The sequence below is a fragment of the Embleya sp. NPDC025285 genome, from assembly GCF_055558835.1.
Genome location: NZ_JBVHLU010000075.1, coordinates 1 through 26,290 on the forward strand (window position 1 = coordinate 1; position 26,290 = coordinate 26,290).

General features: G+C 71.8%; 22 protein-coding genes and 1 pseudogene. 13 read left to right on the top strand and 10 right to left on the bottom strand.

Features of this window, described 5'->3' with window-relative positions:
* The 11 genes and pseudogenes from ACZ4FV_RS36345 to ACZ4FV_RS36395 all read left to right on the top strand — a co-directional run.
* A pseudogene (locus tag ACZ4FV_RS36345) lies at positions 1–141 on the top strand (YciI family protein); the annotation flags it as partial.
* A gap of 8 nt (positions 142–149) precedes the next feature.
* Positions 150–1,295, top strand: coding sequence for an RNA polymerase sigma factor (locus ACZ4FV_RS36350; RefSeq protein ID WP_402237226.1), 1,146 nt, complete (start codon positions 150–152; stop codon positions 1,293–1,295).
* Positions 1,296–1,979: 684 nt separating this feature from the next.
* A complete protein-coding gene (gene asnB, locus ACZ4FV_RS36355) occupies positions 1,980–3,821 on the top strand; it encodes an asparagine synthase (glutamine-hydrolyzing) (protein ID WP_465324722.1) in 1,842 nt (613 codons plus the stop codon).
* Positions 3,822–3,931: 110 nt separating this feature from the next.
* Positions 3,932–5,197 carry a cytochrome P450 family protein gene (locus ACZ4FV_RS36360; protein ID WP_465324724.1) on the top strand — a complete coding sequence of 422 codons (1,266 nt, stop codon included), beginning with the start codon at positions 3,932–3,934 and terminating at the stop codon, positions 5,195–5,197.
* 116 nt (positions 5,198–5,313) lie between these two features.
* Entirely contained in the window at positions 5,314–6,384 is a 1,071-nt protein-coding gene (locus ACZ4FV_RS36365; protein ID WP_395865123.1) for an L-tyrosine/L-tryptophan isonitrile synthase family protein, read from the top strand.
* A gap of 214 nt (positions 6,385–6,598) precedes the next feature.
* A complete protein-coding gene (locus tag ACZ4FV_RS36370) occupies positions 6,599–7,681 on the top strand; it encodes an iron-siderophore ABC transporter substrate-binding protein (protein WP_395865121.1) in 1,083 nt (360 codons plus the stop codon).
* Between the two features lie 22 nt (positions 7,682–7,703).
* Complete coding sequence (locus ACZ4FV_RS36375; RefSeq protein WP_465324728.1) at positions 7,704–8,741, top strand: FecCD family ABC transporter permease; 1,038 nt, start codon at positions 7,704–7,706, stop codon at positions 8,739–8,741.
* A complete protein-coding gene (locus ACZ4FV_RS36380; RefSeq protein WP_395865116.1) occupies positions 8,738–9,793 on the top strand; it encodes a FecCD family ABC transporter permease in 1,056 nt (351 codons plus the stop codon). Before ACZ4FV_RS36375 ends, ACZ4FV_RS36380 begins: the two co-directional genes overlap by 4 nt.
* Positions 9,772–10,608 carry an ABC transporter ATP-binding protein gene (locus ACZ4FV_RS36385; protein WP_402237108.1) on the top strand — a complete coding sequence of 279 codons (837 nt, stop codon included), beginning with the start codon at positions 9,772–9,774 and terminating at the stop codon, positions 10,606–10,608. Before ACZ4FV_RS36380 ends, ACZ4FV_RS36385 begins: the two co-directional genes overlap by 22 nt.
* Positions 10,609–10,686: 78 nt before the next feature.
* On the top strand, positions 10,687–11,505 hold the full coding sequence (locus ACZ4FV_RS36390; protein ID WP_395865112.1) for a class I SAM-dependent methyltransferase: 819 nt from the start codon (positions 10,687–10,689) through the stop codon (positions 11,503–11,505).
* Between the two features lie 694 nt (positions 11,506–12,199).
* Positions 12,200–12,613, top strand: a complete 414-nt coding sequence (locus ACZ4FV_RS36395) for a YybH family protein (protein ID WP_402237111.1) — start codon at positions 12,200–12,202, stop codon at positions 12,611–12,613.
* Between the two features lie 54 nt (positions 12,614–12,667).
* On the opposite strand, the gene ACZ4FV_RS36400 is transcribed toward ACZ4FV_RS36395, so the two are convergent.
* Together ACZ4FV_RS36400 and ACZ4FV_RS36405 are read right to left on the bottom strand one after the other, a co-directional pair.
* On the bottom strand, positions 12,668–14,425 hold the full coding sequence (locus ACZ4FV_RS36400; RefSeq protein WP_465324734.1) for a hypothetical protein: 1,758 nt from the start codon (positions 14,423–14,425) through the stop codon (positions 12,668–12,670).
* A 74-nt stretch (positions 14,426–14,499) separates the two neighbouring features.
* Positions 14,500–14,994: a MarR family winged helix-turn-helix transcriptional regulator gene (locus ACZ4FV_RS36405; RefSeq protein ID WP_395865106.1), complete on the bottom strand. Its 495-nt coding sequence runs from the start codon at positions 14,992–14,994 to the stop codon at positions 14,500–14,502.
* Positions 14,995–15,157: 163 nt separating this feature from the next.
* Between ACZ4FV_RS36405 and ACZ4FV_RS36410 the strand changes: the two genes are divergently transcribed.
* Together ACZ4FV_RS36410 and ACZ4FV_RS36415 are read left to right on the top strand one after the other, a co-directional pair.
* Positions 15,158–16,000, top strand: a complete 843-nt coding sequence (locus ACZ4FV_RS36410; RefSeq protein ID WP_402237115.1) for an NAD(P)H-binding protein — start codon at positions 15,158–15,160, stop codon at positions 15,998–16,000.
* 80 nt (positions 16,001–16,080) lie between these two features.
* Entirely contained in the window at positions 16,081–16,500 is a 420-nt protein-coding gene (locus ACZ4FV_RS36415; RefSeq protein ID WP_465324737.1) for a MarR family winged helix-turn-helix transcriptional regulator, read from the top strand.
* Positions 16,501–16,538: 38 nt separating this feature from the next.
* Here the strand turns inward: ACZ4FV_RS36415 and ACZ4FV_RS36420 are convergent, their stop codons facing one another.
* The 8 genes from ACZ4FV_RS36420 to blsG form a co-directional block, all read right to left on the bottom strand.
* The gene (locus ACZ4FV_RS36420; protein WP_465324740.1) at positions 16,539–17,972 is read right to left on the bottom strand and encodes a M1 family metallopeptidase; all 1,434 of its coding nucleotides are present in this window, start codon (positions 17,970–17,972) and stop codon (positions 16,539–16,541) included.
* A gap of 82 nt (positions 17,973–18,054) precedes the next feature.
* Complete coding sequence (locus ACZ4FV_RS36425; RefSeq protein WP_331771768.1) at positions 18,055–18,573, bottom strand: nucleoside 2-deoxyribosyltransferase; 519 nt, start codon at positions 18,571–18,573, stop codon at positions 18,055–18,057.
* Between the two features lie 109 nt (positions 18,574–18,682).
* Positions 18,683–19,300 carry a class I SAM-dependent methyltransferase gene (locus tag ACZ4FV_RS36430; protein WP_395865095.1) on the bottom strand — a complete coding sequence of 206 codons (618 nt, stop codon included), beginning with the start codon at positions 19,298–19,300 and terminating at the stop codon, positions 18,683–18,685.
* 44 nt (positions 19,301–19,344) lie between these two features.
* Positions 19,345–21,231 (bottom strand): hypothetical protein, encoded by a 1,887-nt coding sequence (locus tag ACZ4FV_RS36435; RefSeq protein WP_465324743.1) that lies wholly within the window; start codon positions 21,229–21,231, stop codon positions 19,345–19,347.
* Positions 21,232–21,321: 90 nt separating this feature from the next.
* Positions 21,322–22,638: an MFS transporter gene (locus ACZ4FV_RS36440; RefSeq protein ID WP_395865092.1), complete on the bottom strand. Its 1,317-nt coding sequence runs from the start codon at positions 22,636–22,638 to the stop codon at positions 21,322–21,324.
* Positions 22,635–23,876: an ATP-grasp domain-containing protein gene (locus ACZ4FV_RS36445; protein ID WP_465324746.1), complete on the bottom strand. Its 1,242-nt coding sequence runs from the start codon at positions 23,874–23,876 to the stop codon at positions 22,635–22,637. The genes ACZ4FV_RS36440 and ACZ4FV_RS36445 overlap by 4 nt, the downstream gene beginning before the upstream one ends.
* Positions 23,873–25,051: a DegT/DnrJ/EryC1/StrS family aminotransferase gene (locus ACZ4FV_RS36450; RefSeq protein WP_402237127.1), complete on the bottom strand. Its 1,179-nt coding sequence runs from the start codon at positions 25,049–25,051 to the stop codon at positions 23,873–23,875. Before ACZ4FV_RS36450 ends, ACZ4FV_RS36445 begins: the two co-directional genes overlap by 4 nt.
* Positions 25,048–26,214, bottom strand: a complete 1,167-nt coding sequence (blsG, locus tag ACZ4FV_RS36455; RefSeq protein ID WP_395865087.1) for an arginine 2,3-aminomutase — start codon at positions 26,212–26,214, stop codon at positions 25,048–25,050. Before blsG ends, ACZ4FV_RS36450 begins: the two co-directional genes overlap by 4 nt.
* Positions 26,215–26,290: the final 76 nt, after the last annotated feature.

Here is a 26,290-nt window from a genome sequence, read left to right on the forward strand (position 1 = left end):
GTGATCGACGTCGAGAGCTACGAGCGCGCCGTCGAACTGGCCGGGGAGTTGTCGGCCGCCCCCGGGGCGGGCGGGCGCCCGATCCACGAATGGCTGGAACTGCGCCCGTTTCTGGGCACGCACCCCACCGTCACGGAGTGACCCCACCGATGGACGAAGCCCTGCTCCGGAGCCTCACGCCGGGCGTACTCGCCGTCCTCGTGCGCCGCGGAGCCGACTTCGCGGCAGCCGAGGACGCCGTCCAGGACGCCCTGGTCGAGGCACTCCGCGTCTGGCCGGCCGACCGGCCGCGAGATGCGAAGGGCTGGTTGGTCACGGTGGCCTGGCGCAAGTTCCTGGACGCCACCCGCTCGGATGCCGCCCGCCGTCGGCGCGAGGACCGCGTCGACGAGGAGCCGGCACCCGGGCCCGCGCCCGCGGCGGACGACACCGTCCAGCTCTACTTCCTGTGCGCCCACCCCTCGCTGACGCCCTCCTCCGCGGTCGCGCTCACGCTGCGCGCGGTCGGCGGGCTGACCACCCGCCAGATCGCCCAGGCCTACCTGGTGCCCGAGGCGACCATGGCGCAGCGCATCAGCCGGGCCAAGCGCACCGTCTCCGGCGTGCGGTTCGACCGGCCCGGCGACGTCGCTACCGTGCTTCGTGTGCTCTACCTGGTCTTCAACGAGGGCTACTCCGGCGACGTCGACCTCGCCGCCGAGGCCATCCGGATCACCCGGCAACTCGCCGCCGCGATCGACCACCCCGAGGTCGCCGGGCTGCTCGCCCTGATGCTGCTCCACCACGCCCGGCGGGCCGGCCGTACCGCGCCGGACGGGAGCCTGGTGCCGCTCGCCGAGCAGGACCGCGGTCGGTGGGACACCACGTCGATCGCCGAGGGCGTCGTGATCCTCCAGGCGGCGCTCGCCCGGGACCGGCTGGGCGAGTTCCAGGCCCAGGCCGCGATCGCGGCGCTGCACGCCGACGCGCCCACCGCCGAGGAGACCGACTGGGTGCAGATTCTCGAGTGGTACGACGAACTCGTGCGCCTGACCGACAGCCCCGTGGTCCGGCTCAACCGCGCGGTCGCCGTCGGCGAGGCGGACGGACCGCGCGCGGGCCTGGCGGCGCTCGCGGCGCTGGAGGACTCGCTGCCTCGGCACACCGCGGTGGCGGCGTACCTGCACGAGCGCGACGGCGACCCGGCGACGGCGGCACGGCTGTACGCCGAGGCGGCCCACAAGGCGTCCAACCTCGCCGAACGCGACCACCTGACGCGCCAGGCCGCCCGGCTCAACTCCCGCCGAGGTCGCTGACGGGTCGCGCCGGGGTCGCGCCGGGGTCGCGTCGGATTGCGACGGGATCGTCCCGCGGTATTCGGCGCGGCCCTCGCGGCCTCGGGGCCGGAACGGTCGGCGTACGGTCGAAGCCTGCGGGCTTGAACGGTCCGCCGCCCCGCGAGGGGTGCGCCTGGGGGCGGCGGACCGTTCGTCTCGCCGCCGGACCTGGTTGGGGGGCAAGTCTCCGGCAGCCTGAAGAATGTAGCGGTCCGCTCCGACACCGCACGTCCCGGCGGACCGGACCGGGCCGGTCGCCCGGTTGCCCCTCGCCGCCCCGCTGCCCCTCGCACCGCCCCGAGCCGCCTTCCGCGCCGCGCCCCGCGCCGGCCGATCCGTCCGACGCGGCCTTTCTCCGGCGTTGACCCTGGCCGCCCGTGGTGCGCCGAGACGTGCGCCTTCGCGCCGTCGCCGCCGCGGGCCGGACCGAGCCGCGCGGGAAAACGGTGCCGAGTCCGGAACCGGAGGCGATCGCCGCCCGACTACTCGGATGCGTGTGCGGACGTGTGTGCGTGTCGGTGGTGCGATGGCTCCCTCGTCGCCGCCCGTGCGGGCGGATCGCCGCGAAGATCGAGACCGAGATCGACAACACGGGCCCGCCCGTCCCATCCCGAACCGATGTGACGGCTTCGCCCCGTCTCCCGACCGAAGGACGGACCACGTATGTGCGGTATCACCGGCTGGGTGTCCTTCCGGGACGACGCGCGGCCACGGCGCTCGACCCTCGACGCGATGACCGCGACGCTCGCCCGGCGCGGACCGGACGCCGGTGGTGCGTGGCTGGACGCCCATGCCGCCCTGGGACACCGGCGATTGGCCGTACTCGACATCGCGGGCGGCCGGCAACCCATGACCGACCGGCGCGACGATCCCGAAGTGGTCCTCGGCTTCAGCGGCGAGGTGTACAACCATCACGAACTGCGCGCGGAACTCCGGTGTGCCGGGCACGAGTTCCGCACGCGCAGCGATACCGAGACGGTGCTGCGCGCCTACCGGGAGTGGGGCCAGGGCTGCGTCGACCATCTGGAGGGCATGTACGCGTTCGCGATCTGGGACGTCCGTCGGGCACGGCTGGTACTGGTCCGCGACCGGCTCGGCGTCAAACCGTTGTACTGGGCGAAGGTCGAGGGCGGGATCGCCTTCGCCTCCGAGCCCAAGGCGCTGTTCGCACATCCCGAGATCGACCCTTGCGTGGACGCGGACGGGCTGCGCGCCGCCTACGGCCTGCTGTTCGACACCGGGCCGACCGTCTGGACCGGGATCCGCGAGATCGCGCCCGGCTCGATGTTGACCTTCGACCGCGACGGCATCCGCGAGCGTGCCTACTGGCAACTGGCGATACAACCCCACCACGACGATCGCGACAGCACCGTCGAGCGGGTGCGCGACCTGGTCGAACACGCCTGCCGCAGCCAACTGGAGGCGGACGTGCCGGTGTGCAGCCTGCTCTCCGGCGGCCTGGACTCCACCGTCGTCACCGCGCTGCTCGCCGACGAACTGCGTCTGCGGGAAAGCCCCGACGCGCGCATTCGCTCCTACGCGGTCGACTACACCGACCAGGCCCGCTCGTTCACCGCCGACGTGCTGCGCACCGGGCACGACACCCCGTTTGCGGCGGAGGCGGGCCGGTTCATCGGCACCGACCACGACACCGTCGTCCTGGACCCGCTCGCCCTGCTCGACCTCGACCACCGCCGTGCGGTCGTCGCCTGCCGCGACTCGCCGATCGGCGTGGGCGACATGGACACCTCGCTGTACCTGCTGTTCGGCGAGATCCGTCGGCACTCCACCGTCGCGCTCTCCGGCGAGGCGGCGGACGAAGTCTTCGGTGGCTACCCGTGGTTCCACGATCCGGCCGCGCTCGCCGCCGACACCTTCCCCTGGTTGCGGGTCACCGGCGACGAGGCCGCCATGCCGCTGCACCCGGATCTGTCCCGAACCCTGCGGATCGGCGAGTTCCGGGCGGACACCTACCGCGCCGCGCTCGCCGCCGTCCCGCACGCGGACCACGAGGACGCCGGCGAACATCGGCTGCGCGAACTGCGGCACCTGTCGCTGACCCGCTGGCTGCGCCAACTCCTGCACCGCAAGGACCGGTTGAGCATGGCCCAGGGACTGGAGGTGCGGGTGCCCTACTGCGACCACCGCCTCGTCGAATACGCCTACAACGCGCCGTGGTCGCTGCACACCTTCGACGGTCGGGAGAAGAGCCTGCTGCGGGCCGCCGCCGGCGACACCCTGGCCCCGCCCTCGGTGCTGCGCCGAGCCAAGAACCACTACCCGGCCACCCACCACCCGGACTACAACCGCGGCCTCCAGGACCTGGCCCGCGAGGCGCTCGACGCGCGCGGCGGCGAGATACGCGGCATCGCCGACGAGACGGCCATCAAAGCCTGCCTCGACGCCCCCGCCGACCGGCTCCCGTGGGGCCATCGGCTGCGCCTGGAACGTGTCGTCGACCTGGCTCTGTGGCTCGACGAGTACAACCCGCGCGTCACGCTCTGACCGCCCCCGCCGCGCCCCCCGCGCCCCGCGCGCACCCCGCACCCACCGCGTCCCGCACACCCGCCGCGCACCCGACCCGCCCCACGACCTCGTCAGGAAGGCGAACACCCGTGACCCAGGCCGAATCCGGCGCGAACAGCCTCGAACCGGTGGAACCGGTGGAACCGGTGGAACTGTACGGGGCCGAGTACAAGCGTGACCCGTACCCCCTGTACACCAAGCTCCGCGACGCCGGCCCCGTTCATCGGGTGCGCTTCCCGAGCGGGGTCGGGGCCTGGCTGGTCACCGGATACGACGCGGCGCACGCGACGCTCAACGACCCGCGTCTGGGCAAGAACCACGACCTGGGCAACGACCGGTGGCGGGCGCTGGCCTCGATCATGCCCGAGCCGCAACACGCCCAATTGCAGGTGCACTTGCTGCACCAGGACCCGCCCAAGCACACCGCGATGCGGCGCCTGGTCACCGACGCGTTCGCGCCGCGTCGGATCGACGCGCTGCGACCGCGCATCCAAGAGCTGGCCGACATCCTGGTCGACGCCATGCCCGCGGACCGGGGCGCGGACGTCGTCGCGTGCTTCGCCGCCCGCTTCCCGTTCCTGGTGCTGGCCGAAGTCATCGGTCTCCCGGCCGAGTCGGCCGCCGGATTTCGCCGCGAGTGGTGCAAGGTGGTCCAGCCGGTGGGTCCCAAGGACCCCGGACGCGCCGCCTACGAGGGCCGGTTGCGCGCGCTGCAGGCCTACATCGCCGACGTGGTCGCCGACCGGCGCGCGAACCCGGACGACGGGCTGCTCGCGCGACTGGTCGCCGCGCACACCGCCGGCGAGCTCACCGACCACGAGCTGGACTCGATGGTCTTCCAACTCCTGGTCGCCGGACAGGAACCGGTCACCAATCAGATCAGCACCGCGCTGATGACCCTGCTGCGCCATCCCCGACACCTGGCCCGGCTCCGCGAGGACCCCACCCTGCTCCCCGCCGCGGTCGAGGAACTGCTGCGGTACGACAGCGCGTTCGAGCTCACCACGTGGCGCTTCCTCGGCGCGGACGACGACCTGCACGGCACGACGGTGCCCGCCGGCGACTCGGTGATCGTCTCGCTGTGCGCGGCCAACCGCGATCCCGCACGTTTCCCGGACGCCGACACCCTCGACTTCGACCGCAGCCCCAACCCGCATCTGGCGTTCGGGCACGGCATGCACTTCTGCCCGGCCGCCGCCCTGGCCCGGGTCGAACTCCAGGTCGCCCTCGGCACCCTCCTCGCGCGCCTGCCCGGCCTGGCGCCGGCGGTACCGGTCGAGGACATCGCGTGGATTCCCGCCGTCCTCGCCCGCGGTGTCGACTCCCTCCCGGTCACGTACACCGAACGCGTCTGACCCGAGCACCCGAACCCGCCACCGCCGCCCGGGTCGTCCCGCCCGTGCCGCCCCCACACCGCCCGCCGCCCGCGCCGAGGCGTCCTGCCGCCCTGCCCCCGTGGAGAAGCCGACCCATGCACGCCACCCACCCCCACGATCCCGCGGACCGCGCGAACACGTCCGCGACCTGCGCCGCGATCCTGAACCTCCTGCTGCCGCACCGCCGCGCGACGGAGGAGGAACGCCGCACCGCGACCGAGGCCGGAGCCGGCGCCGCGGACACGGGCGGGGTGGTGGGCGAATCGGTCGCGGACTTCCCCATCCAACTCGACCGACTCGCCCGTTTCGTCGGGCGCGACGAACCCGTCGTGTTCACCCTGCCCGGCTTCCCGTGCAAGTCGCCCAACCCCGCCAAGGTCCTGGGCACGTTGCCCGACGAGGGCGAACGCCTGAGCCTGGCGTTCCTGCACCGCCTGTGCGCGGCGATCGCCGCCGTACACCCGCCCGGTGCGCGGATGGTCATCTGCTCCGACGGCCACGTCTTCGCCGACCTGATCCACGTGCCCGACGGGCACATCGACGCCTATGCCGACGAACTGCGCGCGATCATCGCCTGCGAGGACCTGCACCACCTGAGCGTCTTCGACCTGCGCGACGTGCGTGGCGAGGACTCGCACGACGACAAGCGCGCCTGGCTGCACGCGCGCCACGCGCCCACGATCGCGCAACTGCGGGCCCAGGTGCGCGCCGACGAGGACACCCTGCGCCTGTACCGGGGCATCACCCGGTTCCTCTTCGAGGACGCCGTCGACTTCCCCGGCACCCGCTCCGCGCTGCAACGCGACTGCCGCGCCCGCGCGTACGGCGTCATCCAACGCAGCCGCGCCTGGGGCGACCTGGTCGCCGAGCACCACCCGCACGCACTGCGGCTGTCCATCCACCCGCAACGACGCGGCGCGGAGAAGTTCGGCATCCGCCTCCTGGACGCCCCCGACGTGTGGGCCACTCCCTGGCACGCCACCGTCCTGCACCACCCCGACGGCCGCCCGCACCTGCTCCACCATGCCGAAGCGGCACGATCGGGCGTCCTGGTCCACCGGGACGGCCGCCCCAGCCACTTCCGCCGGGAGACACCGAGCCCCGCGCCCGCACCCGGTACGACCACCGGTGCGGGATCCGCCGGCGCGGGCAGTCGGGTCGCGTGACGCGCCTGCGTGTCGGTGACACGCAGTGATCGCCGCCCCGCCCCTCGCGGAGGTCGATGTGTCCGAGGAGGGGCCCATTGAGGCGCGATGGTCGTTTAGCTTAGGCTGACCTAACAAGCGCGACATTCTCGGGCTGTACGACACCGCCCATGCTCGGCTACTCACTGTAGTGGGTTGATGGCCGACTGTTCGGTTGGCAAGAAAGAGGTCATCGATGTCCCCGCTGCCCAAGGGCATGATCCGCCGCCGATTCGCGGTGCCGGTCGCCGCCGCCGTGCTCGCCCTCGCGCTGGGCGCCTGCGGCTCGAAGGACGACGACAAGAAGTCGGCCGGCACCGATGGCGCCGCGACCCCGGCGCCCGCCGGTTCGGGCGCGCCCGCCGCGTCGGCCTTCCCGGTGACCATCAAGAGCGCGCTCGGCGATGCGAAGATCACCAAGAAGCCCGAACGCATCGTGACCCTGGGCCAGGGATCGACCGAGACCGCCATCGCCCTGGGCCAGGTGCCGGTGGGCATCGAGAGCTACGAGTGGGGCAGCGACAAGTCCGGCTACCTGCCGTGGGTGCACGACGCGGTCACCAAGGCCGGCGGCAAGCTGCCCAAGCAGTTCAAGGGCGGTGAGGAACTGGACATCGAGGCGATCGCCGCGCTCGACCCGGACGTCATCCTCGCCCCCTGGTCCGGCATCACGCAGAAGCAGTACGACCTGCTGAAGGACATCGCGCCCACGGTCGCCTACCCGGACAAGGCGTGGAGCACCAACTGGGACCAGCAGATCGACATCGTCAGCAAGGCCCTCGGCCGGCCCGACAGGGCCCAGGAGCTGACCGGCAGGATCAAGCAGCAGCTCGCCGACGCGGCGGCCACCCGGCCCAACTACAAGAACGTCACGTTCTCCTACATCTACACGACCGGCCCCGGCACCCTCGGCGTCTTCAAGCCCGAGGAACAGCGCGTGTCCGTGGTGTCCTCGCTCGGCCTCAAGGTCGACCCGATCGTGAACACCTTCCCGGAGACCGACGGCACCGACTCGGCGCTCATCGGCTTGGAGAACGCCGACAAGCTGGCCGCCAGCGACGTGGTCTTCACCTTCTACACCGACGCCAAGACCCGCCAGGAGATCGAGGCCCAGCCGCTGTACGCCTCGATACCCGCGGTCAAGCGCGGCGCGGTGGTCGCGAGCAACGACAACCCGTTCGTGACCGCGTCGTCGATGATCAACCCGCTGACCGTGCCGTGGAGCATCGAGCGCTACCTGCCGCAGATCGACGCGGCGGTCGCCAAGGCCGGCAAGTAGCCGCGGCCGAGAAACGAATCGGATGACCGCCGACACGCGCGTGCGTCCGGCCGGAACCGGGACCGGTGCCTCGCGCACCGGTCCCGCCGGTCGCGTCGCCGCTCTCTTCGCCGGATGCCTCGTGCTGCTGGTCGTCGCGCTCTTCGCGAGCGTGATGTTCGGCAGCAGGACGACGTCGTTCGGCGACGTCGTGGACGTACTGACCGGGCACGGCGACCCGTACCTGACCACCGTGGTGGAGAGCCGCTACCCGCGCACCGCGCTCGGCGTGCTGGCCGGCGTGTGTCTGGCGGTGGCCGGCGCCCTCATGCAGGGCGTCACCCGCAACCCGCTGGCCGACCCCGGCCTGCTGGGCATCAACGCCGGGGCCGCGGCCGGCATCGTCACCGGCACCGCGTTCGCCGGTGCCACCGGCTCCTGGGCGGCCCTGTGGTGGGCCCTGCCCGGGGCGCTGCTCGTCGGCGTGTTCGTGCACGTCCTGGGCGCGGGCGGCGGCCCGGTGCGGCTCGTGCTGGCCGGCGCGGTCCTGTCCGCCGTGCTCGGCGCGTACATCCAGGCGGTCACGCTCGGCAAGCCAAAGGTCTTCGACAGCTATCGCTACTGGGTCGTGGGCGCGCTGGGCGGGCGCGGCTGGGACGTCTTCTGGTCGATGTTGCCGTTCGGCGTACTCGGCGTGTGTGTCGCGCTGTTGCTCGGGCCCGGCCTGAACGCGCTCGCCCTGGGCGAGGAATCGGCCACCTCGTTGGGCGCCGATCCCGCCGTGCTGCGCGCGGCCGGCCTGGTGACCGCCACCGTCACCAGTGCCGCCGCGACCGCCGCCGTGGGGCCGATCGCCTTCGTCGGCCTGGGCGTCCCGCACATCGCCAGAGCCCTCGTGGGCGGCGACTTCCGCCTGCAGATCGGCTTCGCGGCGCTGCTCGGTCCGACCCTGCTGCTGGCCGCCGACGTGGTGGGCCGGATCCTGCTGCGCCCCCAGGAGTTGATGGTGGGCGTCGTCACCGCGTTCGTGGGTGCGCCCGCCCTGCTGTTCGCGGTACGCCGGATGCGGGTGAGCACATGAGCACCACACCGCGGACCCGACGCCCGGGCGGCTACCTGCGGATCGGGAGCACGATCGCGCTGCCCGTGCGCGGGGCGACCGTGCTCGTGGCGATCGTCATGCTCACGCTGACCGTCGCGGCCGCGTTCGCCACGCTGACCATGGGCCGGCTCGGCATCGCCCCGGGCGACCTGCTGCCCGCGGTGTTCGGCGGCGCGGAGGGCAAGGAGAAGTTCGTGCTCAACCGGCTGCGCGGGCCGCGCCTGGTGGTGTGCCTGGGCGCGGGTGCCGCGTTCGGCCTCTCCGGCGCCCTCTTCCAGACGGCCACCCGCAACCCGCTGGCCAGCCCGGACGTGATCGGGCTCAGCAGCGGCGCGGGCGCGGGCGCGGCGATCTTCGCGCTCGTGGTGCCCGGCGACACCCCGGTGTGGATCGGCGCCCTGCTCGGCGCGATCGGCGCGATGGCCATCGTGTACCTGGCCACCGGCACCGGGTTCCGCGATCCCGGACGCCTGGTCGTCGCCGGGATCGGCGTCGCCGCGATCGGCACGGCGCTGACCCAATACGTCGTCTACGTCGTCGAACGCGACAAGGCGAGCGCGCTGAGCGCGTACGTCAACGGCAGCGTCGCGGCCCGGTCCTGGGACGACGCCGGCACCATCGGGCTGGTCCTGCTCGTCGTCGCCGGCCCGGCGGTGGCCCTGTCCCGGCATCTGGACCTGGGCGAGATGGGCGACGAGGTGGCCCGCGCGCTCGGCGGCAACCCCGGCCGGGCCCGCAGCCTGGCCGTCGTACTGGCCGTCGTACTGTCCGCGGGCGCGGTCACCGTGGCCGGTCCGATCGCGTTCATCGCGCTGACCGCGCCGCAGATCGCCCGCCGGCTCACCCGGGGCACCGGCCCACACCTGGTGTTGTCCACGCTGACGGGCGCCCTGCTGCTGACCGTGGCCGACCTCGCCGCGCAACAACTGCCCTGGGTCGAGCCGCTGCCGGTGGGCATCTACACCCTCGCCTTCGGCGGGGCCTACCTCGGATTCCTGCTGACCCGCGAATGGAGGAGTGGACGACTGTGAACGACCAACCGGCGCCCGCCCCGGCCGGGCTGAGCGCCCGCGACGTGACCCTGTCGTACGGCCGCAAGCCGGTTGTCGAAGGCGTCGACCTCGACCTCCCGCACGGCGGCCTCACCGTCATCGTCGGTCCCAACGGGTGCGGCAAATCCACCCTGCTCAAGTCGTTCGCCAGAGTGCTCAAGCCCGTGCGCGGCACGATCACCCTCGACGAGAGGGACGTACACGCGCACCGCGGACGCGAGTTCGCCCGCCGGGTCGCGCTGCTGCCGCAGAGCCCGATCGCGCCCGAGGGCATCAGCGTGCGCGGCCTGGTGCGGCGCGGCCGGCACCCGCACCACACCCTGCTGCGTCAGTGGTCGCCCGACGACGACCGCGCGATCGCCTTCGCGCTGGAGCGGACCGGCCTGGTCGACCTCGCGGACACCCCGGCGGGCGACCTGTCCGGCGGGCAGGCCCGGCGGGCCTGGATCGCGATGGTCCTCGCCCAGGAGACCCCGATCGTCCTGCTGGACGAGCCGACCACGTTCCTCGACATCGCCCACCAGTACGAGCTCCTGGAACTGTGCGCCGAGTTGAACGCCGAGGGCCGCACTGTCGTCGCGGTGCTGCACGACCTCAACCAGGCCGCCCGCTTCGCCTCCCACCTGGTGGTGATGAAGGCCGGCCGAGTCGTCGCCGAGGGCCCGCCGGGCGAGGTGCTGACCGCCGCCCGCGTCCACGACGTGTTCGGCCTGGCGTGCGACATCGCGCCCGACCCGATCACCGGCACCCCCATGGTGATCCCGCACGCGCGGCGCGGCGCGGTGGTGGGGTGAGCGCGGCGGCGTGCGCGCGAGCCGGCCCGCCGTATATCGGTTGAGCCGTGCGGCCGCGGCCGGCTAGCGTGGCTGGTCATGACGAAGATCGAGGCCGCGGCCGACTGGCGGGACGTCAATCGGGCCAATTGGGACGAGCGGGTCCCGATCCACAGTGCCAGCCGCTTCTACGACGTTCCCGGCTTCGTCGCGGGCAAGGACGCGCTCCGGGACTTCGAACTCGCCGAGGTGGGCGACGTCGACGGCCGTACGCTGGTCCACCTCCAGTGCCACATCGGCCTGGACACGCTCTCCTGGGCCCGGCGCGGAGCCACCGTCACCGGCCTGGACTTCTCCGAACCGGCCGTGGCCGAGGCCGGCGCCATCGCCGCGCGGATCGGTGCGAGCACGGCCCGATTCGTCACCTCCGACGTGTACGACGCCGAGGCCGCGCTCGACGGGGCGACCTTCGACATCGTCTACACCGGCCTGGGCGCGCTGTGCTGGCTCCCGGACATCGACCGCTGGGCCCGTACGGCGGCGGCACTCGTCGCGCCGGGCGGCTTCCTCTACCTGGCCGAGTTCCACCCGTTCACCGACGTCCTGGCCGAAGACGGCCGCACCGTCGAACTGGACTACTTCCATCGCGAGCCGACCGTCTGGGACGAGCCGGGCACCTACACCGACGCGGACACGGAGACCTCCGCGAACATGACGGTCGAGTGGCAACACGGCATCGGCGACGTGGTCAGCGCCCTGATCGCCGCCGGGCTGCGCCTGGAGTTCCTGCACGAGCACGACTACTCGCTGTTCGCCCGCTTCCCGATCCTGGAACACGACGACGGTCGCTACCGCTTCCCCGCCGGACAGCCGCGTGTTCCGCTGATCTACTCGCTGCGCGCGACGAAGGCGGCGTAGGCCCGCCGGCCTCGTACGCGGACCTGCGCGAGCGGCCGGCCGACGAACCGGGACCCGGCGCGTGGACCGGGTTGCTGACGCGGTGTCAGGGGAGACCGCTGCGGCGGCGTCGCCTGCGGCGGTATTCCGGGTGTCATCCCGGCGAGGGGCGCGTTCACCCGAGCGGCCCCAAGGCCGGCACCGGGTTCTTCCCCGTTCGGGTGGGCTTTCAGGGGCGCCGGCCCCGGGTCCGAGCGTGCGCGGCGCGGCGCCGGCGGCTTATCTGGTGAGGGCGACGGCGCTACACCTCATCGAACAGGAGTGCACATGCGCGGGACGAGAGCGACCGGGAACACGCCGGGTGCCGGCAGGCGGGCGACGGGTCGTGCGGGTACGAAGCGGAGCGGCGGCGCCACGCCGCCGCGCGGGCACGACGACGAGGGCCGACGCCGACGGGAGATGTTCTGTCCGCGATGCATGGGCGTGACGGAACGCTGTACGCACGCGATCGGCGAACTCTCCGCCGCACGCCCGGGATTCCTCCTCGGAGCCGACCCGGCTCGCGGCGTCGAGCACCCGTGACGAAGCGGCGCCGGGCCCGGGGACGCCCGGCGCCGCACGAACACCCCTCGGCCCGGGCCCGCACCGCCGCGATGAGTTCTCGCCATCGCGCGAGTCCTACCCGGAGCCGGCGCCGCCGAGGAGGAGCCCACCCATGACCGACGAGCAGCAGATCCGCGATCTCATCGAACGCTGGGCCGGTGCCGTGCACGACGGCGACCTGGCCACCGTGTCGGCCGACCACGCGGCCGACATCGTCATGTTCGACGTCCCGCCCCCCGAGCAGGGCGTGCGCGGCATCGAGGCGTACCGCGAAACCTGGCCCGGCTTCTTCGAGTGGCAGGCGTCCGGCGCCGTCTTCGAGATCGAGTCGCTGGAGATCACCGCCGGCACGGACGTCGCCTTCGCGATCGCCCTACTCCGCTGCGGCGACCCCACCGACCTCGCACACCACCCCGACCGCCGCCTACGCCTGACCCTCGGCCTCACCAAGCCGAACACCCACTGGACCATCACCCACGAACACCACTCCTTCACCACCCCACCCACCCCGACCCACCCCGACTAGCCACCCCGCCCCACCCCGAGCCGAACCGACTCACACCCGGGATCCGCGTCGCGATCAGCGTTGTCGGATCGGACCGAAGTCCTCGGTCGGGCTGCCCCCTTCGGTCAGGTCGAGAGGTACGACAAGGTCGCCCAAACGTACGGAGAGCGTTGTGGGATCGCCTCCGCCCGCGGACCGGCCGTAGACGGCGGAGGCGACGACCGCGGCCGACATCCTGGGGTCGGCGGATTCCCAGCGCACGGTCGCGCGCCAACCGGACGACGTGCCCACGACACACGCGCGGACCCCGTCCGGGAGCGCGGCGACCCGGCACCCCGGGTGGGCGCGGAGCAGTTCCGCGAGGTGTCCCGCGGAGGCCGGCGGCCGACCCACGACGACATCGGCCCGAAGTCGGAGGCGGTCGTCGGGCTCCGCCTCGTCGACCACGAGATGAGCGTCGGTCAGGTGTGCGTCGGTTCCGCCGGCAAGGTGCGCGGGGTAGCGGCGCAACGCCACGACGTCCCCCTCGAAGGTGACGGCCGACATCGACGCGGGCGCCACGGGTGATCGCCGCGACTCGACCACGGACCGGGCATCGGGCACTTCGACGGGCCGCACCACCACCGGTTCCGCCGGTTCGTTCAGGCCCAGCCGGTCGTAGAACAACGTGCGCAGCGTGCGTGCGGATCCGCCGGGTAGGGAGGTCGCGTTGGCGGTGACCTCGGCGACGGCCGGATCTGTGCGCAGGCGACGCTCGGCCGCGTCGAGTTGACGCGGCAGGGGTAGCGTCGCGTCCACGCGTGGCAGCAGCGGAAGCAGTCGGGCGATGGGGGAGCTTTCGGCCAGGGTGCCGTCGGCGGGAATTCCGGACAGGAGGGTGGGCAGTCCGAGAGCGGCGCCGTAGAAGGTCACCGAGCCGTAATCGCCGATGAGCGCGTCGGCCGCCACCAGCGCGGCCTTCCATCCGTCACCCTCGGGACGCACGAGCGTCAACCCGGCGGATTGCAGGGGAGCGAGCCAGGAACGCACCTGCCAGGGACTGTGGGCGTACCAGACGTTGGGATGGATCACCGCCGCGACGCGGAATTCGTCGCGGGGCAGCGTCGCCAGCACGTGCCGCAGGACGTCTCGGGATTTCCCGAGCTGCGATTCCCGGCTCCAAGTGGACGAGACGACCACCAGCTTTTGGCCCGAAAGCATCCCCCAGGCGGCCCGATAGTCGTCGCGAAACGGCAGGCCGGCCCGTAACTCGTCCAGGCAGGGGTCACCGGCGACAACGGCCGAGGGCAATGCCTCCGGGCAACCTTCGGCGAGTCGCGACAACTGCTCGTCGTGGGACAGGACCACGGCCGACGGGACGACCGCACCGTCGTGCGTGAGCCACTCCGCCGTCAGGCCGAAACTTCCCGGACTCGCGGTTTCGCGCGGCCGTGGGCTGCTTCCGGCCTCCTGCCGCAGGATCTTGTTGTAGCCCATTCCGTGCGGCGTACCGATGATCGGCGCATTGATCCGATGCAAATCTCCGCCGCGACTCGTCGTGATGGCCAGGTCGAACTTCGTGGCAATCGCCTGAGCCCAGGGAAGGCACACGAGCCCGTGGTCGCGAACGAATTCCGGAATCCCGTGTTCGAAGGCCGAGGAGCCCGTGCACGTGAAGACCGTCTGTATGCGGGTGTCGCCCTCGAAGAGCCGCAGAAGATCGAGCAGGCGGGTCGCCGAGGTGACGTTGTGGATGACGCCGAGAACGGTCCGCTCGGGCCGTACGGTCAGCCACCGGTCGGCGGCGGCGCCCACCGGAAGTGCGATCGGGTCGTCCCACGGTATTCGCGGCATGCGTTCCCCCAAGCTTCCGGCGTCCGGGAGACCCTAGCCCAACCGAGCCGACGTACACGCTCTTCGGTGTGGGATCAGGTGTGGGGCTTGGGGGTTGGGGGGTTGTGGCGGAGGGTGTTTTGGGAGGTTACGTATTTGAGCATGAGGCGGGCGAAGTCGAGGCGTTCCTGGGCGGGCCAGTCGGCGGTGATGTATTCGTAGGCCGAGCGTTGGTGGCGGCGGAAGCGCTTCATCAGGTCGATGCCGTCGGGGCTGAGGTGGAGGACCGTGCGGCGGCCGTCCTGTTGGGAGGCGGCGCGGATCAGGTAGCCGGCGGAGATGCAGTCGGAGACCATGCGGCTGGCCACCGACGGATCCACGCTCAGGTGGTCGGCCACCGCGCCGACGGTGACCTCGCGGGCGTCGTCCTGTTCGGCCTCCAGGACGATGTTGAGTACCAGGGTGCGGCTCAAGTCCTTTTGGGAGATCGGGTTTTCGACGTCCAGGAGGGAGGAGCGCCGCAGCTTCCCGAAGGCCGGGCCCACGGCGTCGAGCAGCTCGTCGGCTGTGCGCGGCTCGTGCTTCGTCATGTCCTCATCGTACACATACGTGACCAACCGAAGACATGTGTTGACGCGAAAACGTATGCATGACAGCATGCATATGTTGGCACGGTCGAAGCGACGTGCAGACCGCAACCTTCAGACCATCGAACGTGCAGATCATCCGAGAGCAAACGAACGGGGCCTTTCCATGACCATCCTCATCACCGGCGCCCGCGGCAAGGTCGGTCGCGCGATCATCGAGCGCCTGCACTCCGCCGGACACGCGTTGCGCGCCGCCAGTGCCAACCCCGCCGAGCTGACCGTTCCGGCCGGCGTCGAGGTTGCCGAGCTCGCCCTCGACCGTCCCGAGACCTTCGAAGCCGCGCTTCGCGGCGTTCGCCAGGTCTTTCTGTATCCCGAGCCCGCCGGCATCGACGAGCTGATCAAGGCCGCCGGCACGGCCGGCGTCGAGCATGTCGTCCTGTTGTCCTCGTCCTCGGTCCTGGGCCCGGGCGCCGAGAACGACCCGCTCGCGAGCCACAGCCTCCGGGTCGAGCGTGCGCTCGCCGACTCGGACCTCTCCTGTACATTCCTGCGCCCCGACGCCTTCGCGAGCAACGCGCTCGGCTGGGCGTACTTCATCGGCAAGGCGATGCCGATCCAACTCGCCTACCCGGACGCGCGGATCGCCCCGATCCACCCCGAGGACATCGCCGACATCGCCGTGGAGGCGCTCACCGGCGACTCCCTCACCGGCCGCCGGGTCACCCTGACCGGTTCGGAATCGCTCTCCTTCCGCGAGCAACTCGCCGTCCTCGCGGGCACCATCGGCCGTGAGATCCCCGTCGAGCGGATCACCCGCGCCGAGGCCGAGCAGCAGATGGGCCACCACATGCCCGCGCCGATGGTCTCCTCGCTGCTCGACCTGTGGGAAGCCGCCGACCACGGCCCCGCGGCCATCGCCGACACCACCGAGTCCCTCCTCGGCCGCCCAGCCCGCACCTTCGAACAGTGGACCCGCGAGAACGCCGCCGCCTTCACCGGCCGCTGAGCGAACGAGCACGTGCCGCACGCCCGTTCGTCCCGTCGCCCGCTCGACCCCGGCATCGCCGATCCACTCGGGAGCAGGACATGAAGCCCATCGGCTACTGGCTCAACCGCACCGACAAGGCGATCACCGCCGCCATGGACTCGATGGTGGCCGAGTTCGGCCTCACCCGGCTCGCCTGGCAGGTCCTCAACGTCGTGCAGGGAAACCCGCGGGCCACCGACACCGACGTGCGCACCGTCCTGGCCGCCAACGCCGACGTCGCCGACCTGACCGCCGCAGTCGAGACGGTCCTGGCCGACGGCTGGGTCTCCCGCCCGGCACCGAGCAGGCTGGCCCTGACCGACGACGGCCGCGCTCGGCTCGCCGAGGTCGCCGAACGTGTCGGCACCTTCCGCCAGTTGTCGACGGCCGGCATCACCGACGAGGAATATCGGATCGCGGTGAGCGTCCTCGAACGCATCACCCGCAACCTGGAGACCGGAGCGGAACACCGCGACTGACAAACCCGGTTCGTGCCCGGGCGGCCGCGCAGGCCGGTTCAACCGTCGATGCGGTGCCGTGCCCAGAACGGTGTCAGGTCGTGGGTGGTGGCCGCCTGGGCCGCGCGCTTGAACCCGGCCGTGGTGGAGATCCCGTACCAGTGGTCCGCGGCATACCGGCGCAGCAGCGCCTCCATCGGGGCATCGCCGATCAGTCGCCGCAGCTCGTGCAGTGCGCACTTGCCGTAGTCGTAGACGACGGCCTCGTAGCGGGACGGGTGGGCGTCCCAGTACCGCATCGAGTCGGTGATCCGTTCCGTCGGCGCGGCCCAGGAGAAGCCGTCTCGGCAACCGTCGCCGGTCCTGCCCAGGGCGAGGTCGGTGGCGTACTCGGAGAACGACTCGTCCAGCCAGGGGTCGTTGTACTCGTCGTTGCCGACGATCCCGTACCACCACTGGTGCGCGATTTCGTGGACGAGTGCCGTGGACCGGACCCGGTCCAGGACGAAGCCCGGGTACTCCATGCCGCTGAACCACAGATCGTCGTCCAGGACGACGTCCAGTTCGGCGTACGGGTAGGCACCGAAGCGCCCGGCGTGGGCGTCGACGCTCGTCAGCGCGACGTCCAGCATGGCCCGGGCGTCGGACGGGTCGATGCCGGCGTCCGCGTGGACGTTGATCCGGACCCCGCCGGCGGAGGTGCCGGAGACGCCGGCGAACGGCCCCGCGGCCCACACGAAGTCCCGGACCTCGCGCGCCGTCGCGATGGTGACCGTACGACCGGGCGCGCCCGGGGACTCGACCGAGGTGCCGGTGGCGGGCACCCGGAGCCGCGCGGGGTGGTCGAGGGTGACGTCGAAGTCCGCGGCGAGGGAGTAGAAGGACTCGCCGTGGTTGGTATAGGGGTCCAGATGCGTGCCCGCGGCGTCCCGAATCGCCAGCAGTGGCAACGCGTTGCCGAGTACGGCGTACTCGCCGTCGTGGCCGAACCGGTCGACGCGGTCCGGGACTTCGATCCGCAGATCGAAGGCGATCGAGGTGCGCTCGCCGCGGCCGAGCGGCTTGGGCAGGACGACCCGCAGGGCCGTGCAGTCGACGGACAGGGCCACCGGGGTGCCGCCGGTGACCTCGGAGACCGTGATCGGCGGCGCCGCACACGTGCCGTGCGCGTTGTCCCACAACCGCAGGTACACCTCGGGGAGCGGATCGACCGAGGCGTTGGTGAAGCCCACCCGCTCATGGCCGGTCCACACACGGCCCGTGGCGTCGGCGGCGAGGTCGACCGTGTACGAGGGCGCCGCGGGTGTTCGCACCCGGTCCGCGGCCGTCCACACCCTCTCCGCCGGCGTCCGGACCGCGTCCGCGGCCGGCACCTCGTCGCGCACCGACGCGACGCCCACGACGGGGCCGGGGCCGGCGCCCGCTCCGGAGCTCGCGCCGACCCCGCCGAGCAACACGGCGACGGCGGTGAGCACGGCCGTGGCGATTCTCATCGGCTGATCCCCGTCGGGTCGGCGGCGTTCGGAGGCAGGCGGCCGGACGTGACCCGGCCGCCTGCCGATATGGCGGCGCGGGTCAGCCCGTGCGGGTCGTCTCGCGGTGGCGCGACACCGCCCGGTGCAGTGCCAGGTCGAGTTCGGGCAGGGCTTCCGCGACGTCCGTGTACTCCACGTACTCCACGGTGGCCACCGTGTGCAGCCCCTGGACCAGGAACGTGTACTCCCGGCCCCGCTCCAGCATCAGCACGATGGGTTTGTCGAAGGCACTGGCCCAACCCACCTCGATGTGGGTGCCCGGCGAGGCGGGGAAGCCCGGGAGCGCGACGAAGACGTCGGCCTTGCGGATCTCGTCCTGGTCCAGCCGGGTGCACTGGTCCGGACGCATCAGCTCCGCGCCCCACGCCTCGCGGCGGTGCGCGTTGTGGACGGCGAGCCCACGCGCCTCGAAGTGCTTGATCAGGATGTCGAAGGGGGCCCGTGCGTGCTCGGGCATCTCCCCCGTGGCCGGGTCCAAGAGTTGGATGAAGGGTCCGGCCAGGAACAGCGAAGCCACGTCGAGGCCGCACAGGTAGTCGGTAGAGGGGGCGGTGGTCATACGGCTGCCTCCGGATTGGGGCCGTGGGGATGGCATGGGACGAGATGCGACGCCGTGGGGCGCGCCGCCGGCCGCGGGCGCCGGGCCGGCGGGCGGCACCGGCTCGTGATCAGGTCTTGCGGAAACACTGGATGTAGGCCTGGCCGCTCGTGCCGTAGGTGTACTCGGTGGTGTCGTACGCCCGGTACGGGTGGGACTCGACCCGGATGCTCCGGAAGTGCGGCAGGTACTGCCAACGCAGCTCCGGCTTGGTGCTGAAGAAGGGGATGAACACCCCGCCGGGGCGCAGCGCCCGGACGACCTCCGGCATGGTCTTGGCCCACAGGGCCTCGTCCTTCCAGACGTCCATGTCCAGGGCCGGGTCGAAGAACATCCCGTCGAGGCTCTCCGAGGGCAGTTCGAAGACCCGCTCGAAGAAGTCGCCGCGCTCGATGGCGAGGTTGTCGGGCAGCGAAGGGTGCCGGCTCCGGAAGAGGTCCTCGACCTCGCCGAAGAGTTCGAGCACGGTGTGGCTGCGGGTGGCCGGGTTGCCCGCGATCCGCAGTGCGGACAGCCCAAGGCCCAGGCCGACTTCGTAGAAGTCCCGGCCGTACTCGCACAACATGTCGGCGCTCGCCCACATCAGATCGCGCTCCCAGGCCTGCATCGCCTGCTCGCCGCCGATGTTCAGGGTCACTTCGCCGTCGGTCTCGACGAGTTCGATCTCGGGCTTGGAACGGGTTTCCATCGCATTCGTCCTTTGCTGTGGCGGGGTCGGGAGTCGGGTTCGGCTCAGGTACGGCGCGGCACGACGCCGAAGTGCCGGCGGGCCGTGGAGACGGCGAGGTCCTGGACGGCGAAGACGGTGAAGTAGTACGCCTGTGGCGCGGTGTCGGCGGCGAAGCGCACCCGGAAGGCCACGTCCTGAGGCCGGTCGTGCCCGGCCCGGATCCTGACCACGCCCGGTTCCACCGTGGTGTCCTCGCGCAGGTAGGTGGGTACGAACAGCCCCAGCCGCACGGGTCCGGTACGGGCGACCGTGAGGGCGGCGCGCACCTCCAGCACGCCGCCCTGCTCGACCTCGTCGGAGGCGTAGGCCAGCAGGGAAGGGGCGTCGGGGACCCGGAAGGTGACGTCGCCGCAGCGCATGCAGACCGCGCAGATCGTGTCCGACACGTGCGGGAGCAGGCCCCGCCGGGTGAACTCCTGGGCGGGACGACCGCAATGGCAGGTCACCTCGCGCACGTGCGGGTCCAGCGAACTGCGGTCCCCGAAGTGCGCGGGGTAACCCATGATCTCGTTCTCGGGGTTCGCCGCGACCTGTTCGGTGATCACGTGGTCGAGCGATTGCAGGTCCGCCGTGAGCGAGGAGCGAATCTCGTCGGGCGACTGGTCGGCGAGATGGGTAGGGCGGGACACCCACAGGTCCACCTTGCGCGCGAGCTTGACCAGCCTCGGGCGCAACGCGTGGTTGTGCGGCAGTAGTTCCGAGCCGAGCAGGGTGGTCAGGCGTCGTCCCACGGTCAGTACGAGCGGGTCGGGGCGGTGCTCGGCGGGCGGCGGTGCGGCGGGCGCGTCGCCCTGCGGGAGGCCGAAGCGCATGAACGCGGGGTAGGGGTGCGACCCGGCGAGGCTGGCGTTGAGGGTGTCCACGGAGTCCGCGCCGGACAGGGCCGCGCGCATCCACGCGACGTTCTCGGGCCGGTCGGAATCGTGCACCGAGACCGCGGAGACGACGGTGCGGGCCGGGCCGTCCAGGGCGTTGAGCAGCAGTTGGTACCTGGGGTCGTACAGCGCGAGATCGGCGAGCGGGCCGCTGTTGCAGGCGCTGAGCACCACCTCGACGGCTTCCACCCGATTGAGCGGGACCAGCTTGTCCTCGGGCTTGTAGCAGGGCAGTCCGTACGCGCAGCGTGGGCCGAGCAGTCCCGCGCGGGCGGGGGCGGCGGGGTTCAAACCGCAGATGGTGAACTCGCCGAGGTTGACGCTGTCGTCCTTGCCGTGGCCCTGGAACGCCACTCGGCGCCAGCGCGTGCCGAGGATTTCGGCCTGGATGTCGACGCGTTCGAAGTCGCGGTCGTCGAAGACCCGGACGCCGTCCGGGTGCGGCGGCCGGTCGGTGTCGGTGAACAGCCCGATCGCGTGGACGCCGGTCGCGGCGGTCGCGTACTGCTTGGCCACGTTCCAGGCCACCGAGGCCGCGTCGCGTCCGCTCAGCAGCGTCAGTCCGGGCTCCCGGTCACGGTAGGTGGTCAGCAGCAACAACGCCCGGACCGGATCCAGGTTGAGCCGGTCGTAGCAGCCGACCATCAGCAGCGTTCCGGGGTGGCGCCGCCGGAACTCGGCGGCGTCCGCCAGTTCCTCCTCGGCCACCCAGGTACGGGCGAGCGGGCGGGCGAGCGCCGGTACGCCGTCGGGCAGGTCACGTGGGCCGAGCAGGACTCCGACATCCAGCGGTCGCGGGAGTTCGACGCCGGCGTACAGGCGGGCGGCCAGGTCGACGGCGTGTGTGAGATCCGGGCGTCCCAGGCCCGGCACGGGGATCGGAGTGTGCGCGGGTGCGGCGAGGAACTCCGCAACCGCCTGCGGCAGTTGCTCGAAGTCGAGCACACCGAACAGCGCAGGGGCCGGGATTGCATCCGGGCGGTCGTGTGCTTCGGTGACGACGGGGGCGTTCATGACGGGTGACCTCGTGTTCTGTGGGCTGACCCGGCCGGGAACGGGTCGGCCGGGGTGGGGCGGACGGGCTTCACGCACCGTCGGCGGCGATCAGGTCGCGCACCGCGCGGGGGCGGCGGCATCGGGCACCGGCAACCGGCGGCCCGCGAAGGCCAGTCCCGCTCCCGCCAGGGCCACGCCGAACGCGAGGGTGAACACGCCGCGCGGGCCGATCGGTTCGATCAGCAGACCGCCGACCTGCTGGCCCACCGCGTCCCCCAGAACGGTGGCCAGCGACGCCCAGGTGAACGCCCGCGCCAGCAGACGCTTGTCCGCGAGCGCGCCGACCAGGGTCATCTCGGCCGCCGACACCAGGGCGATCGGCATGCTGCCGACGGCCAGGGCGATCGCCAGGGTCAGCGGGGAGGTGCTCAGCACGGCCAGTCCCGTGCCGGCCGCGAAGGCCAGCACCAGGCGCGGGAAGCGCACCCGCATCGGGATCCGCGACGGGGCACGCCCCAACCACAGGGCGCCCACCGCGCTGCCGACGCCCCAGCACGCGTAGACCACACCCGTGCCGTCCGGTGATCCGTGGGCCGACACGAAGGCCGGGATGGCGAGCGTCATCAGTCCGATCGGGACGGCGCACGCGGTCATCACGCCCAGGAGCACCAGCATCGAGGGATCGCGCAGCGGGTGGCGCGGTATGCCCAAGGCGTCGGCGCCGGCCGTGTGCGGGCCGGTCGGGGCCGCGGCTTCGGTGCTCGCGGGCAGCCGGACACAGGCCAGGCCGAGGGCTCCCGCGCCGCCGATGACGGCGACCGTGGTCAGCGCCGTCCCGGCGGATCCGGACCACATCAGGGCCGCGAGCATCAGCGGCGCGCCGATGACCAGGACCTCGGTGAGCAGCGCCTCCCACAGGTAGGCGGTCTCGCGTTCCTCGTCCGTGAGCGGCATGCGCGCCCACAACGAGCGCATGCACGCGTTCGTCGGCGGGAGCGCGACACCCGCGGCGACGGCCAGGACGGGCTGCGCCCACGAGCCCGGCCGGGTGGCCCACACCAGCGTCGCGAGCGCCGCCGGGTAGGCGAGGCCGGTGACCACCAGGACGCCTCGGCGGCCGCTGCGGTCGAGGTGACGGGCGATCAGCGGGCTGCCCAGGGCCATGCCGAGCGTGTACAGCGCGGCGATCAGGCCGGCCTGCGCGTAACTGCCGCCCTGTTCGCGGATGGTCAGCACCATGGCCAGGGACATCAGGTAGACGGGCAGCCTGGCCACGACGCTCCACCCGGCCGCCGGGGCGACCTGCGGGCGGGTGAGCAGGTCGCGGAAGCGCCCGAGCAGGCCGCCGGTCCCGGAGGGCGCCGGTGGTTCCGGTGGGCTCTGCGCGGACGCGGGTTCGCCGTCTCGGCGCGGATCGGCGCTCATCGGGCCACCGGATCGGGCTCGCGGGCCGGGACCACCTCGATCGTGAAGGCGTCCAGGACGGCCCGCATGCGTTGTTCGACCCGCGCGATCGAGTCGCCGACGACATGGACGTGGCCCGAGGCGTTGTGCGAGGCCCGGCGGGCCGCCACCGTGTCGCCGACGCCGGCGCGCAGGACCGCCTCGACGACGCCCGGCAGGCGCAGGAGTTCGTCCGCCGAGGTGACGCGGCGCACGGTTCCCGATCCGGGCAGGGGCAACAGCAGGTCGCCCGCGCAGCGGCGTTCGCGGTAGTCCAGGCGTGGGCGGTGGCCCAGGTAGACGTCCAGCGTGGCCGCGAACACGTCGAATCCGTAGGCGTGTCCGTGGTTGGCCGGGATCTCGCAACCCGCCAACCGGATCCCGATCTCGCCCGCGAACACCTGCCCGTCGACCACGAAGAACTCCATGTGCGCGTACCCGTGGTCGATGTCCATGCCGGTGACGATGCGTTGGAGCAACTCGCGCAGGTCCACCGGAGGACCCTCGTCGGTGCCGACGCTGATGTTGGCGTTCATCGCGCCGTCCACGATGTCCAGCGGACGGCAGGGCATCGCGCTGGGCCAGGCGGTCAGCACCTCCCCGTCGTGGATGAGCCCGCACACCTCCCACTCGGTGCCGCCGAGATACTCCTCGACCATGAAGTCCCGGGTGCCGTAGTCGATCTCGGCCGCGGCGGCCGGTCCCGGGAGCAGATAGGTGTCCACGCAGGCGAACGAGTCCACCGGCTTGAGGACGAGCGGCCGCCCGTAGCGCGCGGCGAACCGCTCCACCTCCGCGGCCGACCGCACCTGGGCGAACGCGGCGGTACGCAGACCCAGTTCGCGGAACCGCTCCTTCATGGCGACCTTGTCGCGCACCCAGCCCACCTGGCGTTCGTCCAGATGGGGCAACCCGACCAAGGCGGCGAAGCGATGCGCGACGTGCTGGCGCGGCTCGGAGGGATTGCAGAACCGGGTCGGCGGCTCCCGCAGTTCCGCCGCCCACTCCCGGTAGCGTTGCGCCTCCTCCGCCAGGGACACCCCTTCGCGGACCCAGAACGCCGGCAGGTGCGCGGTCTCGCGCAGGTAGTCCTCGCGCAGGTCGCCGCGAAGCTCGGCGAAGCGCAGCAGCACCAGATTCTCGGACAGCGCGCGGGCCGCGTAGCGGGTGAACGAGGAGGCCCGGTCGTCCACCATCAGCAGCACGGGACGCGGGCTCACACCGCCTCCAGCACGCGCCGGATCGCCTTGACCGCGCCGACCTGCTCGGACTCGGGCAACTCCGGGGACAGCGGTACGCACAGGGTGCGGTCCAACCGGTCCCGGGTGCGCACGAATCCGTCGTGGCTGAGCGCGAGCGAGCCCTCGGGGGCGTGGTTCCAGGGGAAGCCGTCGGCGTAGAGCGAGCGCCGGCCGGTGAGCACCGGATGCTCGGGCAACAGGTACTTGTTCAAAGTCCAGTTGGCGATGCCCTCGGCGGTCAGCGCGGCCACGGCGGCGTCGCGCAGGGCGCGGTCGCGGCAGCGGAAGCGCAGACTGACCTTCACGTCGCCTGCCGCGCGCGGCCGTACCTCCAGGTCCGCGCGGTCGGGGAGTTCGCGCATCGCGATGGCGTACATGCGCTCCAGCCCGTCCAGGAGCTCGCCGAGATGGCGGAACTGTTGGCACTGGACGGCGGCGACCTGCTCGCTGGTGACGAAGTTCTCGCCGTAGTAGGCGTCCTGGTTCCAGGTGGGATAGCGGCCGGGTACGCGCGCCGAGCCGTGGTCGTGATAGCAACGCATCGTTGCCCACGCCTGCTCGTCGTTGGTGACCACCAGGCCGCCCTCGCCCGAGGTGAGCACCTTGTTGTGGTGGAAGCTGAAGGTCCCCGCATAGCCCGCGGTTCCCACCGCGCGTCCGTCCGGGAAGCGGGCGCCGAGCGACTGCGCGCAGTCCTCGATCACGTACCGCACGCCCTGGGGCAGCGGCGCCACCGTGCCCTCCATGTGGGCCACGATCACCCGCTCGGCGTCCGGCGGCAGCAGCGTGGGGTCCAACGACAACGAGTCGTCGGTGTCGACCAGCACCGGGATCAGGCCGCAGGACAACACCGCGCCGGCCACGGCGACGAAGGTCACGGCGGGGATGTACACCCGGTCGCCGATGGACGGGCGGGTGGCGATCAGCGCGAGCCGCAGCGCCTCGGTGCAGTTGTGCACGGCCAACGCGTGGGCGGCGCCCAGGTGTCGGCAGGTCTCACGTTCCAACCGCGAGGCCATGCTTTCGGTTTCCGTCTGGTAGCGGAACAGCACCCGGTGGTCGATCGCCTCGCGCAGTTCCGCCATGTCGGACCAGTCGAGGTAGTTCGCGCCGTAGGGCAGGAAACGTTGTCCGAGACGCTTGTCCAGGGTCATCGTGCGTCCGCCTCCGTGATCGGGCATGCCGTGGTGTCGAGGAGCATCTCCTCGCCCCGGAAGTTGCGCAGGCGCAGGCCCTCCGGGGTGACCGTGAAGTACGGCTGTGCGATCGGGATCTTGCCGATCCTGGTGGTCAGCACGTATTGCGGCACACCGAAGCCGGTGATGTGACCCTGTAGGCCCTCCATGATTTCCCAGCCCTTGGCCACGGAGGTCATGAAGTGCGAGACGCCGGTGACGTTGTCGCAGTGGTAGAGGTAGTACGGCCGCACCCGGATGCGCAGGAGGTCCGTCATCAGGGTGCGCATGGTGGCGACGTCGTCGTTGATGCCCCGCAGCAGCACGGTCTGGTTGCCCACCGGGATCCCGTGGCGCAACATGCGGTCCACCGCCGCGGTCGCCTCCGGGGTGATCTCCTTCGGGTGGTTGAAATGGGTGTTCACCCACACCGGGTGGTGGCGCGCGAGCATCGCGCACAGGTCGTCGGTGATGCGTTGTGGCAACAGGACCGGGAAACGGCTGCCGATCCGGATGATCTCCACGCTCGGGATCGCCCGCAGCCCGGCGATGATCTCCTCGAGCTTGCCGTCCTGATAGGAGAGCGGGTCCCCGCCGGTCAGCAACACGTCCCGGATCTCCGGGTGGTCGGCGATGTAGCGCAGATCCTCGTCGAACGACTCGCCCTCGTCGTCCCGGAAGTACGTGCCGTTGACGTCGGTGGTGTGGAATTTGCGGGTGCAGTGCCGGCAGTAGACCGGGCACGCCTCGGTGATCAGCATGATCACCCGGTCGGGGTACTTGTGCACGACACGGTTGGTCTTGCGGTAGTACGTGTCGCCGACCGGGTCGACTTCGGCACCGGAGAACTCCATCAACTCCCCGGCGGCGGGCACGGCTTGCTGCCGGACCGGACACAGAGGGTCGTCCGGATCCATCAGCGAGGCGTAGTACGGCGTGACGCTCCAGCGGTACTTGCCCGCCACCCCGGCGATCGCCTTCTCCTCGTCGGGGCTGAGGTTGATCCATTGTCGGGCCTTGTCGACGTTGGTGATGCGTCGCCGCATGTGCCAACGCCAGTCGTCCCAGTCCGTGTCGGGGACGCGGGGTCGCGCGATCCTGGGATCGACCGAGGTGGTGGCTTCGAGGGGCGTGGCGGACATGGCGGACTCCAGGGTTGACGGGCCTTCGACGACGCGAGGCGTTCGGCCGGGGCGCAGGTGGCGGCCGTGCCGGCGT